This window comes from Streptomyces sp. NBC_00258, from assembly GCF_036182465.1.
Classification (GTDB): domain Bacteria; phylum Actinomycetota; class Actinomycetes; order Streptomycetales; family Streptomycetaceae; genus Streptomyces.
Genome location: NZ_CP108081.1, coordinates 9,149,139 through 9,162,039, shown reverse-complemented (window position 1 = coordinate 9,162,039; position 12,901 = coordinate 9,149,139). Strand labels below are relative to the sequence as shown.

The 12,901-nt window shown below is 69.4% G+C and carries 13 protein-coding genes; 6 read left to right on the top strand and 7 right to left on the bottom strand.

Going from position 1 to position 12,901, the window contains the following annotated elements:
* The first annotated feature begins 36 nt into the window (after window positions 1-36).
* Both OG718_RS40840 and OG718_RS40835 read left to right on the top strand, forming a co-directional pair.
* Window positions 37-576, top strand: a complete 540-nt coding sequence (locus OG718_RS40840) for a YbhB/YbcL family Raf kinase inhibitor-like protein (protein WP_328846561.1) — start codon at window positions 37-39, stop codon at window positions 574-576.
* A 145-nt stretch (window positions 577-721) separates the two neighbouring features.
* Entirely contained in the window at window positions 722-1,228 is a 507-nt protein-coding gene (locus tag OG718_RS40835; protein ID WP_143636943.1) for an HNH endonuclease, read from the top strand.
* A gap of 201 nt (window positions 1,229-1,429) precedes the next feature.
* On the opposite strand, the gene OG718_RS40830 is transcribed toward OG718_RS40835, so the two are convergent.
* The 3 genes from OG718_RS40830 to OG718_RS40820 form a co-directional block, all read right to left on the bottom strand.
* Window positions 1,430-2,377, bottom strand: a complete 948-nt coding sequence (locus OG718_RS40830; protein WP_328846560.1) for an SPFH domain-containing protein — start codon at window positions 2,375-2,377, stop codon at window positions 1,430-1,432.
* Between the two features lie 130 nt (window positions 2,378-2,507).
* Entirely contained in the window at window positions 2,508-2,939 is a 432-nt protein-coding gene (locus OG718_RS40825) for an NfeD family protein (RefSeq protein ID WP_143636948.1), read from the bottom strand.
* A 72-nt stretch (window positions 2,940-3,011) separates the two neighbouring features.
* On the bottom strand, window positions 3,012-3,803 hold the full coding sequence (locus tag OG718_RS40820) for an ABC transporter ATP-binding protein (RefSeq protein WP_143636951.1): 792 nt from the start codon (window positions 3,801-3,803) through the stop codon (window positions 3,012-3,014).
* Window positions 3,804-3,925: 122 nt separating this feature from the next.
* Between OG718_RS40820 and OG718_RS40815 the strand changes: the two genes are divergently transcribed.
* Window positions 3,926-4,714: a hypothetical protein gene (locus OG718_RS40815; RefSeq protein WP_306940711.1), complete on the top strand. Its 789-nt coding sequence runs from the start codon at window positions 3,926-3,928 to the stop codon at window positions 4,712-4,714.
* Between the two features lie 183 nt (window positions 4,715-4,897).
* On the opposite strand, the gene chpE is transcribed toward OG718_RS40815, so the two are convergent.
* The 3 genes from chpE to OG718_RS40800 form a co-directional block, all read right to left on the bottom strand.
* Window positions 4,898-5,143: a chaplin ChpE gene (gene chpE, locus OG718_RS40810; RefSeq protein ID WP_055615420.1), complete on the bottom strand. Its 246-nt coding sequence runs from the start codon at window positions 5,141-5,143 to the stop codon at window positions 4,898-4,900.
* A gap of 192 nt (window positions 5,144-5,335) precedes the next feature.
* Window positions 5,336-5,980, bottom strand: a complete 645-nt coding sequence (locus tag OG718_RS40805; RefSeq protein ID WP_143636957.1) for a response regulator — start codon at window positions 5,978-5,980, stop codon at window positions 5,336-5,338.
* A complete protein-coding gene (locus tag OG718_RS40800) occupies window positions 5,973-7,118 on the bottom strand; it encodes a GAF domain-containing sensor histidine kinase (protein ID WP_143636960.1) in 1,146 nt (381 codons plus the stop codon). Before OG718_RS40800 ends, OG718_RS40805 begins: the two co-directional genes overlap by 8 nt.
* 187 nt (window positions 7,119-7,305) lie before the next feature.
* Between OG718_RS40800 and OG718_RS40795 the strand changes: the two genes are divergently transcribed.
* The 3 genes from OG718_RS40795 (at window position 7,306) to OG718_RS40785 (ending at window position 10,133) form a co-directional block, all read left to right on the top strand.
* Window positions 7,306-8,001 (top strand): SDR family NAD(P)-dependent oxidoreductase, encoded by a 696-nt coding sequence (locus OG718_RS40795; protein ID WP_328846559.1) that lies wholly within the window; start codon window positions 7,306-7,308, stop codon window positions 7,999-8,001.
* Complete coding sequence (locus tag OG718_RS40790; RefSeq protein WP_328846558.1) at window positions 7,998-9,125, top strand: S-adenosylmethionine:tRNA ribosyltransferase-isomerase; 1,128 nt, start codon at window positions 7,998-8,000, stop codon at window positions 9,123-9,125. The genes OG718_RS40795 and OG718_RS40790 overlap by 4 nt, the downstream gene beginning before the upstream one ends.
* A 300-nt stretch (window positions 9,126-9,425) precedes the next feature.
* Window positions 9,426-10,133, top strand: a complete 708-nt coding sequence (locus OG718_RS40785) for a transglycosylase SLT domain-containing protein (protein ID WP_143636967.1) — start codon at window positions 9,426-9,428, stop codon at window positions 10,131-10,133.
* Between the two features lie 88 nt (window positions 10,134-10,221).
* Here the strand turns inward: OG718_RS40785 and OG718_RS40780 are convergent, their stop codons facing one another.
* Entirely contained in the window at window positions 10,222-12,732 is a 2,511-nt protein-coding gene (locus OG718_RS40780) for an ABC transporter ATP-binding protein/permease (protein WP_143637958.1), read from the bottom strand.
* Window positions 12,733-12,901: the final 169 nt, after the last annotated feature.

The following is a 12,901-nucleotide window of genomic DNA, read 5'->3' as shown; positions in this document are numbered from 1 at the left end:
TTTCCAAGGATCAGGAACCGATCAGGAGGTGCCGAGGTGACCGAGTCCAAGAGGCCGCCGCTTCCCCATGACTTCCATCCCGTCGTGCCGTCGTTCACGGTCACGAGTGAGGACGTCGAGCCGGGCGCGACGCTGAAGGACGCTCAGGTCCACGCGGCCGGGAACACCTCGCCGCAGCTGCGCTGGGAAGGCTTCCCGCCGGAGACCAAGAGTTTCGCCGTGACGTGCTTCGACCCGGACGCCCCTACGGGGAGCGGCTTCTGGCACTGGGTCGTGTTCGACATTCCGGCCTCGGTGGCGGAACTGCCGACGGGTGCGGGCACGGGGAAGTTCGAGGGCCTGCCCGAGGGCGCTGTGCAGGTGCGCAACGACTACGGGTCGAAGGACTTCGGCGGCGCCGCGCCGCCTGCCGGGGACCCGGCGCACCGGTACGTGTTCACGGTGTACGCGGTGGACCAGGAGAAGCTCGGTCCCGACTCGGACGCCTCCCCGGCTGTCGTGGGCTTCAATCTCCGGTTCCACACGCTTGCGAGGACGCAGGTCGTCGCCGAGTACGCGGCTCCCGCGGACAGCTGAGCGTTCACTGAACGTTTGCCCGCTCCTGGTCATGGAATTGATCAGGGGCGGGCAGTTTTTATTGCGTTGTCCATCTCGGCGTGCCCGGCCAGAGTTGATCCAAGCCCGCCAGGCGGTGGGCCGGTGCGCATGGGAGGTGGGCTTGATGCGGGACACGCTGGTGCTGAATGCGAGCTTTGAGCCGCTGTCGACGGTGACGTTGAACCGAGCCGTCGTTCTGGTGCTGCAGGACAAGGCCGTTGTCGAGCAGGCCCACCCCGAACTGCGTATGCGCGGAGCCGCGCTCGACATACCGGCGCCCCGGGTGATCAGGCTCTGCCGCTATGTACGGGTGCCGTTCCGAAGACAAGCGCCGTGGTCGAGGCGGGGTGTGCTGGTGCGTGACCGGCACAGGTGCGCGTACTGCGGTCGTCGGGCGACGACCGTGGACCATGTCGTGCCTCGGGCCCAGGGCGGTCAGGACTCCTGGCTGAACACGGTTGCCTCTTGCTCGGCGGACAACCATCGCAAGGCTGCGCGGACGCCGGAGCAGGCGGGGATGCCGCTGTTGCGGCAGCCGTTCGAGCCGACGCCGGCCGATGCGATGTTGCTTGCGCTGGGGCGGGATGATCTTGAGGCTTTGCCGGAGTGGCTTGCGCAGCCGGCGGCGTGAGCGCTCCGCTGGGTGGGGCGAGGTTCAGGTGCTTCGTCGGGTGCGGGTGCGCTGTGGCTGGTCGCGCCGTTCCCCGCGCCCCTAAAAGATTGCGCCGTTCCCCGCGCCCCCAAGCAGGCTGTTCCCCGTGCCCCTAGAAACAAGTGGCGGCTCCTCGTGTCCCTGGTCAGGGGCGCGAGGGGCCGCTTTTTGTAGCCGGTGTCAGTCGGTGACCGACGGCTTTTCTCGGCGTTCTGTGGGGGGGTTGCCCTGGGGGCCGCCGCCCATGCCGCCCATCGGGCCGAAGTTGCCCATAGCGCCGCTGAGGCCCTTGAGGGCGTCGCCGATCTCGCTGGGGACGATCCAGAGCTTGTTGGCGTCGCCTTCGGCGATCTTCGGGAGCATCTGGAGGTACTGGTAGGCGAGGAGCTTCTGGTCCGCGTCACCGGCGTGGATGGACTCGAAGACCGTACGGATGGCCTGGGCCTCGCCCTCTGCGCGCAGTGCGGCGGCCCTTGCCTCACCTTCTGCGCGCAGGATCGCGGACTGCTTCTCACCCTCGGCGGTGAGGATCTGCGACTGGCGGATACCTTCGGCGGTGAGGATCGCGGCGCGCTTGTCACGGTCGGCGCGCATCTGCTTCTCCATCGAGTCCTGGATGGAGGTGGGCGGCTCGATCGCCTTGAGCTCGACGCGGTTGACGCGGATGCCCCACTTGCCGGTGGCCTCGTCGAGGACGCCGCGCAGGGCCGCGTTGATCTCCTCGCGGGAGGTCAGGGTCCGCTCCAGGTCCATGCCACCGATGATGTTGCGGAGCGTGGTGACGGTGAGCTGCTCGATCGCCTGGATGTAGCTGGCTACCTCGTAGGTGGCGGCGCGGGCGTCGGTCACCTGGTAGTAGATGACGGTGTCGATGTTCACGACCAGGTTGTCCTGGGTGATCACCGGCTGGGGCGGGAACGGAACGACCTGTTCACGGAGGTCGATGCGGTTGCGGATCGAGTCGATGAACGGGACGACGATGTTGAGGCCGGCGTTGAGCGTGCGCGTGTAGCGGCCGAACCTCTCGACGATGGCCGCGCTGGCCTGTGGGATCACCTGGATGGTCTTGATCAGTGCGATGAAGACCAACACCACCAGAATGATCAGGACGATGATGATCGGTTCCATCGTGGTCCCCGTACCCTTCTCCGCCTAGGTGCTTCCGGAAGATCTTGTGATTGTCGAAGATCTTGCTGGACGAGTGTGTCAGACCACAACTCGCCACGTGCGACGTTCCGTTCACTGGACGCCACAGGAGTCACATGACGATCGCCGTGGCTCCTTCGATCTCCACGACGTCCACCTCTTGGCCTACTTCGTAGGCGCGTCCGGTGTCGAGGGCGCGCGCGGACCAGACCTCTCCGGCGAGCTTGATCCGGCCACCCGAACCGTCGACTCTCTCCAGGACGACGGCCTGTTTGCCCTTCAAGGCGTCGATGCCTGTGGCGAGTTGGGGCCGCTGGGAGCGATGTCGGGTGGCGACGGGGCGTACGACCGCGATGAGCGCGACCGAGACGGCGGCGAAGACCACTACCTGGAGGACCACACCGCCTCCGAGGCCTGCGGTCACGGCGCCCGCGACGGCACCCACGGCGAGCATTCCGAACTCCGGCATCGCGGTCACGACGAGCGGGATTCCGAGCCCGACCGCGCCGATCAGCCACCACACCCATGCGTCGATGTCGTCCACGTGGTCATGGTAGGTCCGCGGGTCCTGTCCCCGACAGGGCGCCGATCAAGTTGGGGCAGGTGTTCCTGGTTGTCAGGACAGGGGCAGGCCCTGCGCGGTCCAGCGCTCACCGACCTGTTCGACGACGAGCGGGAGGCCGAAGCACAACGACAGGTTGCGCGAGGTGAGTTCGAGCTCCAGGGGGCCCGCGGCGAGCACCTTGCCCTGACGGATCATCAGGACGTGGGTGAAGCCCGGGGCGATCTCCTCGACGTGGTGCGTGACCATGAGCATGGAGGGAGCGATCGGGTCGCGGGCGAGGCGGCCGAGACGGCGTACGAGGTCTTCGCGTCCGCCGAGGTCGAGACCGGCGGCGGGCTCGTCGAGGAGGAGCAGCTCGGGGTCGGTCATCAGCGCGCGGGCGATGAGCGTGCGCTTGCGCTCGCCCTCGGAGAGCGTGCCGAACTTGCGGTCCACGAACTCGGTCATGCCGAGGCGGTCGAGGAAGGCGCGGGCGCGCTGCTCGTCGACGTCCTCGTAGTCCTCGTGCCAGCCGGCCGTCATGCCGTAGGCGGCGGTCAGGACCGTCTGCAGTACGGTCTGGCGCTTGGGGAGCTTCTCCGCCATGGCGATGCCGGCCATGCCGATGCGCGGGCGCAGCTCGAAGACGTCGACCTTGCCGAGGGTCTCGCCGAGGATGGTGGCGGTGCCCTGGCTGGGGTAGAGGTAGCTGGAGGCGAGGTTCAGAAGGGTCGTTTTTCCGGCACCGTTGGGACCGAGGATGACCCAGCGCTCGCCTTCCTTGACCGACCAGGAGACCTGGTCCACCAGAGCCCGGCCCTCTCGGACCACGGATACGTCCTCAAGCTCCAGAACATCGCTCATGAGCGCGCTGTCTCCCATTGCAGTCTCGGCCGTCGCTGACGTCTGTGGACGCAGCCCCCAGGGAAAACCTACGCCACCGGTCGACCCGTCCAATCCATCGGCCGGTCCTTAGGGTGGGAGCCATGCATTCGGAACCACGCTCAGGACGGCTGGCAGCATGGGGAAATGCCCTGTTGGCCGGTTTTGCCTCTCCGGACGACGCGGTCGTCGCCATCGTCGGCGAGGACGCGGTGCACCGGGTCGAGGGGCTGCCCGGTGAGACCGCGCCCGTCGGACTCACTCTCGCTCTGGGGCGGCTGCGCGCGCTCGGGGTGACCGGTCTGCGGGTCGCGCTGCCCGCGCCCGGGCATCCGCTCGGGCTGAGCGGACCGCCCGACTTCAACGCCCGCGCCCTGGATGCCGAGGAGGCGGTGGTCTGTCACGGGGCCGCGCTGGGGCTCGTGCCCGAGGTGTCCGAGGCCGGGCCCGACGGTGATGTGCATGTGGAGGTCGTCTGGCACTGTCTGCCCGTACGTGAGGCGCCGCCGGCCGATGTGCCGTCCCTCGGCGAGGCGGAGCGGGAGCTCGCGGAGGCGCTGCGCGACGCCACGGAGATGCTGTCGCGGCTCGATGTCGCCGGGTCGGGTCCGGTCGCCGAGGCGGCGATCGACGCGTACCGGGCTCGGGCCGAGCGGGGGCGTGAGGTGCTCGCCCCCGGATATCCGCCGCGTGCGGTACGGGTGTTGGAGCTGGCCGAGCGAGTCGGGCTGCTCATCTCCGTCGCCTTCGAGAACGGGCACGGCGGGGCCGTGAGCGCGTCCGAGATGGCCGCGCGCTCCGAAGCGCTGCGGCCGGTCGAGCGGACGTCCCGACGGGCTCAGGTGGCGGCGTACAACGCGTTCGTGGAGGAACGGGAACGGGGGGTTCGTTGAGCGGCGCCCACTGACTCGGCGGGGTGTGTTGTCGGGCGGCTGCGGGTCGTCTGTGGCTGGTCGCGCAGTTCCCCGCGCCCCTGAAAAGAGCCGGCCGAGCTTTCAGGGGCGGGTCGAAAACCGGACCGGCCCCCCAGGCGTGCCTGGAAGGCCGGTGGTCACTGGTGACCCGAGGCGCGAACGTCAGCCGTTGAAGCCGTCGTTGCCGAACGCCGGGTTCAGGATGCCGACAACGTTCACGGTGTTGCCGACCGCGTTCACCGGGATGGCGACGGGGACCTGGACGAGATTGCCCGAGGCGACGCCCGGCGAGCCAACGGCCTTGCCGCCCGCGTGCGCACCATCGGTGGCGGAGGCGAAACCGGCACCGGCGGCAACCAGGCCACCGGCCACCATCGTGACGGCTGCGGCCTTCTTCAGGTTCTTCACTTCTTGAGCCCTCTCCTTGTGAACCACTGCGGCAAAGCGCCGCAGCACGCACTGGAGAACGGCGGAGTTCCCGGAAGGATGCGCCATCCGGGGGACATTCCCACGACGGTATGAATCTCACTCCGGAACGGGACCCTCCGTGTTGCCGTCCGTAGTCCTCTCCGGAAGACCACCGATCCGCGGATCAGCAGGTCATCCGTCGACCACACCATGGCGTACGGCCCACAGCGCGGCCTGTGTTCGGTCGGCGAGGTCGAGTTTCATCAGGATGTTCGAGACATGTGTCTTGACGGTCTTCTCGGAGAGGACGAGGGCGCGGGCGATCTCGCGGTTGGAGCGCCCGTCGGCGATCAGGCCGAGCACCTCGCGCTCCCGCTCGGTGAGTGAACTGCCTCGCCCCTGGCCGTAGTTGGTCTCCTCCTGGGACAGCAGCGCACCGGCCACCTCGGGCTGGAGCAGGATGTGTCCGGCGTGGACCGAGCGGATGGCTCCGGCGAGGGCGTCGGGGTCCACGTCCTTGTAGACGTACCCGGCGGCGCCCGCGCGCAGGGCCGGGATCACCGTGCGCTGCTCGGTGAAGCTGGTGACGATGAGCACGCGCGCGGGGTTGTCGAGTTCGCGGAGCCTGCGCAGGGCCTCCACGCCGTCCATGCCCGGCATCTTGACGTCCATGAGGACGACGTCGGGTTTCAACTCCTCGGCGCGGGCGACTCCTTCGGCGCCGTCGGACGCCTCTCCCACGACCTCGATGTCGTCCTGTACTTCGAGGAAGGTGCGCAGGCCCCGGCGGACCACTTGGTGGTCGTCGACGAGCAGCACCTTGATTGCGTCAGCCACCAGGGACCTCCATCTCGATCGTGGTGCCCTTTCCGGGCGCCGATTCCACGGTGAGCGTGCCCCCGACGCCGTTGGTCCGGTCGCGCATGGACACGAGGCCCAGGTGGCGGCCCGCGCGGCGTGTCGCCCTGGGTTCGAATCCGCTGCCGTCGTCGATGACGCGCAGGACGGCGCCCGGCCCGTGCCGCTCCAGGGTGACGTCGACGCGGGCGGCGCCGGAGTGCCGCAGCGCGTTGTGCAGCGCCTCCTGGGCGACGCGCAGCATGGCCTCCTCCTGGGACGCGGGCAGTGCGCGGACACCGCAGCTGTCGAAGGTCACGCGCGCGGAGTGGGCACGGTCGAGGACCTGTATCTGGGTGCGCAGCGTGGCGACCAGTCCGTCCTCGTCGAGGGCCGCGGGGCGCAACTCGACGACGGCCGCGCGCAGTTCGTCGGCGGCCTCGGCGGCGAGGGCGGCCACCTGCTGGAGTTCGCCCTTGGCGCGGGCCGGGTCTCGGTCGACCAGTGCGGCGGCGGCCTGGGCGGTGAGGCGCAGGGAGAACAGCTTCTGGCTGACGGCGTCGTGCAGTTCGTGTGCGAGGCGGGAGCGCTCCTCGGCGATGGTGAGTTCGCGGCTGCGCTCGTACAGGCGGGCGTTCGTGAGGGCGATCGCGGCGTGCTGGGCGAGGATCGTCAGGAGTTCCTCGTCGTCCTCGGTGAAGCCGCAACCGCCTTCCGGCTTGGGGCAGTTCTTGTTGGCGAGGAAGAGGGCGCCCATGACCTCGTCGCCGTCGCGGATGGGCAGGCCCAGGAAGTCGGACATGTCGGGGTGGGCGGAGGGCCAGCCCTCGAAGCGGGGGTCCTTGCGCACGTCGGCCAGGCGCTCGGGGCGGGCCTCGTGCAGCATCGCGGCGAGGATGCCGTGCTGGCGCGGGAGCGGTCCGATGGCCTTCCACTGGGCGTCGCTGACGCCGTCGACGACGAACTGGGCGAAGCCGCCGTGGTCGTCGGGGACCCCCAGAGCCGCGTACTGCGCGTCGAGCAGTTCGCGGGCCGAGGCGACGATCGTCTTGAGGACGTCGCGCACCTCGAGGTGTCGGCTCATGGCCAGCAGTGCGGTGCTCACCGCCGACAGGCCCGAGCGGGGTCCTTTGCTCATGACCTCACGGTACCGGCGGGGTGTGACAGCGCGTATCCGACCTGTGGCGGCCCTCCCTGGGCCGCTGGGCCTAGGGCTAAGGGCCCCTTCGCATTGCGGCCCGCGCACGAGGCGGCGGGGGCGGTCCGGTTCCTACGTTGGAAGCACTCGCCGGGAACGGCGGCCATGGGACGAGGGGACGGATGTCATGCCGGTAGCGATCATCACGGGGGCTTCGAAGGGGCTGGGGCGCGCACTCGCCGAGGCCCTGGCGGAGCGCGGCTGGGATCTGGTGCTCGACGCCAGAACGGCGGGGGTCCTCCATGAGACGGCCGCCGCCGTCGCCAAGTACGGGACACGGGTGGAGGCGCTGCCCGGGGACGTCACGGACGGTGCTCATCGGGCCGGTCTGGTGGCGGCGGCGCGGGAGCTCGGTGGCGTCGATCTCCTGGTGAACAACGCCAGCGCGCTGGGCGCCGAACCGCTCGTGCGTCTCGACGCGCTGGCCCTGGACGGGCTGCGGCGGGCCCTGGAGGTCAATGTGGTCGCGGCGCTCGGCCTGATCCAGGAGGCGCTGCCGCTGCTGCGGGAGTCCCCCAAGGGCGCGGTGATCGATGTCAGCTCGGACGCCGCGGCCGAGGCGTACGAGACCTGGGGCGGTTACGGGGCCTCGAAGGCGGCGCTGGACCATCTGTCGGCGGTGCTCGGGGAGGAGGAGCCCGGGCTGCGGGTCTGGGCGGTCGACCCGGGCGACATGGGCACCGATCTGTACGCGGCGGCCGTGCCGGACGACGAGAATCCACGGCCTGAGCCGGTCCATGTCGTGCCTGCCTTTCTGCGGCTGATCGACCGGCGTCCGGCCAGCGGGCGCTTCGGGGCGCCGTCACTGCTGGAGGAGCGATGACGACGGCCCTTCGGGTGCCGGAGGAACTGTCGGCCCGGGTGCCCGCCGAGCAGCGGGGGCCGGGGCTCGACCGTGACGCGGTGCGGCTGCTCGTCTCGCGGGGTACGGAGGTGTCGCATCACGGGTTCGCTGAGCTGCCGTGCCTGCTGAGAGCCGGGGACCTGCTCATCGTGAACACGTCGCCGACGCTGGCGGCCGCCGTGGACGGGAGGATCGGGCACGCGCGCGTGGTGGTGCATTTCTCCACGCGGGGGGACGACGGGCGCTGGGCCGTGGAAGTGCGGGATCCCGACGGAAGGGGCACCACGCGCGCGCGTGCGGGTGGGCCCGCGGGGACAGAGGTGCGTCTCCCCGGGGGCGTACGGCTCGTCCTTGAGGAGCCCCTCACGGAGCGGAGTCCTCGGCTGTGGTGGGGGCGGGTGTCGGAACCGGGCGGAGAGGTGCCGGAGACGGACGGCCCGGGGCCGGAGGCCGACGTCCTGGGGTTGCTGGGCCGGCGCGGGAGGCCCATTCGTTACTCCTATACGGAGCGGGACCAGCCGTTGTCCGCGTACCAGACGGTGTTCGCACTGCCGGGCGCCGACGGATCGGGCAGTGCGGAGATGCCGAGCGCGGCCCGGCCCTTCACCGCGCGGCTGGTGGCGGCGCTGGTGAGCCGGGGTGTGCAGTTCGCGCCCGTCACCCTGCACACCGGGGTCGCCTCGGCCGAGGCGCACGAGCCGCCGTACCCGGAGCGCTTCGCGGTGCCGGAGACCTCGGCGCGGCTGATCAACGCGGCCGGGGCCGGCGACGGCAGGGTCGTCGCGGTGGGGACGACGGCCGTACGGGCGGTGGAGTCGGCGACCGGTGCCGACGGCGTGGTGCGGGCGGCGGAGGGCTGGACCGATCTCGTGGTGACCCCGGAGCGCGGGGTGCGGGTCGTCGACGGGCTGCTCACGGGGCTGCACGAGCCCGAGGCCTCGCATCTGCTGATGCTGGAGGCGGTCGCGGGGCGGGCCGCGATCGACCGCGGGTACGACGCGGCGCTGCGGGGGCGCTACCTGTGGCACGAGTTCGGCGACGTGCACCTCATCCTCCCGGAGGAGGCCCCTCACACAGAGCATTGCGCCAGCAACTGTTGGTGAGACAGGACCGGAGCCGGTGTGAGCCCGCACATAGGACGCACATCACGTACGAAGGGACCTAGGAGACAAAGGGACTCCTGGTGAGCGGGGCAGACGTATCGGTCTGCCCCGATTTGCCCTGACCGGGTCCACTACCCGGGTTCGTACGTCACACCTTTGCCACAGAAAATTGCGACCGCTAAGAATGGCCATCGGTCGCTCGGCGCCGCAGGTCTTTACCCGTGGTGCTTGTCCCGGAAACATCCTTGTCCCCATCGGGCCGAGAGCGACCTCCGCGCTATTCGAAGAGGTCCATCAGCCATGCCCAAGCAGCAGAACACTCCTGGTCATAGCCGCGCGCTGACCAAGACCCACAAGCTCTCCATCGCCGGTGTCGCCACCCTCGGTGCCGCGGCCCTCGCGTTCTCGCTCGTGCCGGGGAACACCCAGCAGGCCAGCGCCGACTCGGTCGCCGCCGCTCCGGTCGCCTTCTCCGCTGAGCAGCTCAAGCCCGCCACGGCCGGTCTCAGCGGGCAGCTGGCCGACGCCCAGGCCGCTGCCGCGAAGAAGAAGGCCGCCGACGCCGCTGCCGCCAAGAAGGCCGCGGAGGCCGCCGCGAAGAAGAAGGCCGAGGACGCCCGCAAGGCGAAGGAGGCCGCGAGCCGGTCCGCCAAGCGTGCCGCCGTCAAGCCTGCCGCGAAGACCTACGCGAACAACCTGGACGGCTGGATACGCCAGTCGCTGGACATCATGAAGAAGCACGGCATCCCGGGCACGTACGACGGCCTGCACCGCAACATCATCCGGGAGTCCGCGGGCGACCCGAACGCCATCAACAACTGGGACATCAACGCGATCAACGGTGTCCCGTCCATCGGTCTGCTGCAGGTCATCAAGCCGACCTTCGACGCGTACCACGTCGCCGGCACGGCCAAGAGCCAGTACAACCCGGTCGCCAACATCACCGCCGCCGCCAACTACGCGGCCGACCGGTACGGCTCGATCGACAACGTCAACAGCGCGTACTGAGGTTTGCGCGGACCTCTGACACGTACGCCGAAAGGGCGGCACCCCCAACGGGGCGCCGCCCTTCGCGTGTCGGCTGTGACCGGCCTGGCTACTTGCGCATGACCTCGGGCTCGTGGCGGCGCAGGAAGCGCGCCACGAGGAAGGCGCAGACTGCGGCCAGCGCGAACAGCGCGGTCATGTCCAGCGCCCAGGTCAGAGCATCGTGGTCCCAGAGCGGGTCCGAGTCGGTCGTGTTGTGCGGGTTGATCTTGTTGAAGTCGAGCGTGGTGCCGGCGGCGCCGACCGCCCAGCGCGACGGCATCAGATACGAGAACTCGTTGACGCCCAGTGCCCCGGCCAGGGGGAACAGGCAGCCGGTGAAGACGACCTGGATGATCGCGAACATGACCAGCAGCGGCATGGTCTTCTCGGCGGTCTTCACCAGCGAGGAGATGACCAGGCCGAACATCATCGAGGTGAAGCCCAGCGCCATGATCGGCAGGGAGAGCTCGATCGCGACCGCGCCACCGAGGATCAGGCCCTCGTCGGGGATCGTCCGGCTCATGAAGCCGATCGCGCCGACCAGCGCACCCTGGAGCATGGTGATCACGCCCAGGACGATCACCTTGGACATCAGATACGCGGAGCGGGACAGGCCGGTCGCGCGCTCCCGCTCGTAGATGACCCGTTCCTTGATCAGCTCACGGACCGAGTTCGCGGCGCCCGCGAAGCAGGCGCCGACCGCGAGGATCAGCAGCACCGTGGCGGCCGTGCTGTTCGGGATGGGCAGGCCGTTCGGCCCCAGCTGCTTGTTCACCAGCAGCGTCTTGTCGGGCTCGATGAGCAGGCTCACCGCGCCGAGCACCGCCGGCAGGATCACCGTCAGCGCCAGGAAGCCCTTGTCGGACGCGATCACCGACGTGTAGCGGCGGATCAGGGTCATCAGCTGCGAGCCCCAGCCCTGCGGCTTGGGCGGGCGCATCGACTGGGCCGACGGCATGTCTACGGACTGCGGGGCGACCGCGTCGATGTCCGCGGCGTACATCTGGTAGTGCTGCGAGCCCTTCCAGCGGCCCGCCCAGTCGTAGTCGCGGTAGTTCTCGAAGGCGGAGAAGACATCGGCCCAGGTGTCGTAGCCGAAGAAGTTCAGAGCCTCCTCGGGCGGACCGAAATAGGCCACCGAGCCGCCGGGCGCCATGACCAGAAGCTTGTCGCAGATGGCCAGCTCGGCGACCGAGTGCGTGACGACCAGGACCGTACGGCCGTCGTCGGCGAGGCCGCGCAGCAGCTGCATGACGTCGCGGTCCATGCCCGGGTCGAGGCCGGAGGTCGGCTCGTCCAGGAAGATCAGCGACGGCTTGGTCAGCAGCTCCAGGGCCACCGAGACGCGCTTGCGCTGGCCACCGGAGAGGGAGGTGACCTTCTTCTCCTTGTGGATGTCGAGCTTGAGCTCGCGCAGCACCTCGTCGATCCGGGCGTCGCGCTCCTGCGTCGTGGTGTCCGCGGGGAAGCGCAGTTTGGCCGCGTACTTGAGGGCCTTCTTGACGGTCAGCTCCTTGTGCAGGATGTCGTCCTGCGGGACCAGACCGATGCGCTGACGCAGCTCGGCGAACTGCTTGTACAGGTTCCGGTTGTCGTAGAGGACGTCACCCTGGTTGGCGGGGCGGTAGCCCGTCAGCGCCTTCAGGAGCGTCGACTTGCCGGAGCCGGACGGGCCGATGACCGCGACGAGCGACTTCTCCGGGACGCCGAAGGAGACGTCCTTGAGGATCTGCTTGCCGCCGTCGACCGTCACCGTCAGATGGCGGGCCGAGAACGAGACCTCACCGGTGTCGACGAACTCCTCGAGCCGGTCGCCGACCAGGCGGAACGTCGAGTGACCGACGCCGACGATGTCGTTCGGGCCGAGCAGCGCGGAGCCACCCTTGGCGATCGGCATACCGTTGACGTACGTGCCGTTGTGCGAGCCGAGGTCGCGGATCTCGTAGCGGCCGTCCGGCGTCGCGTGGAACTCCGCGTGGTGACGCGAGACCTGCAGGTCGGAGACGACCAGCTCGTTCTCCAGCGCACGGCCGATGCGCATCACACGGCCGAGCGAGAACTGGTGGAACGTGGTGGGGCTGCGATCGCCGTAGACCGGCGGCGCCCCCGCGCCCCCACCGGGTCCTTGCTGCGGCGGAATGTGCGCGCCCTGCTGCGGCTGCTGCCAGCCCTGCTCCGGTGCGTGCTGCTGCGGCTGCGGAGCCTGCTGGGCCCAGCCCGCCGCCGGCGCGCCCTGCGCGGCGTACGGCTGCTGCTGCGGCTGTGCCTGCGGTGCGGCGGCGGTCGCGTTGCCCCCCAGGCTCACCCGCGGTCCGTCGGTCGCGTTGCCGAGGTGCACGGCCGAGCCCGGGCCGATCTCCATCTGATGGATCCGCTGCCCCTGCACGAATGTGCCGTTGGTGCTGCCGTGGTCCTCGATGACCCAACTGCGGCCGCCCCAGCTGATCGTGGCGTGACGCCAGGAGACCCTGGCGTCGTCGAGCACGATGTCCCCCTGCGGATCACGTCCGAGGGTGTATGGCCTGGACGCATCGAGCGTCCAGGTCCGTCCATTCAATTCCAGTACGAGTTCCGGCACTCCATGCCCCACTGAGTTGTCCCCCGAAGTTCCCCCATCACAGGGAGTCTAGGGATGTCGAACATCGTGGGGAACTATTTCAGTAGGACCCCCTTGACCGAAAGTCGGGCCTTGTGAAGACCGCGTACGGGCGGCTTGTCCGTTTCCGTTGACTGGGTTGAAACCGGCC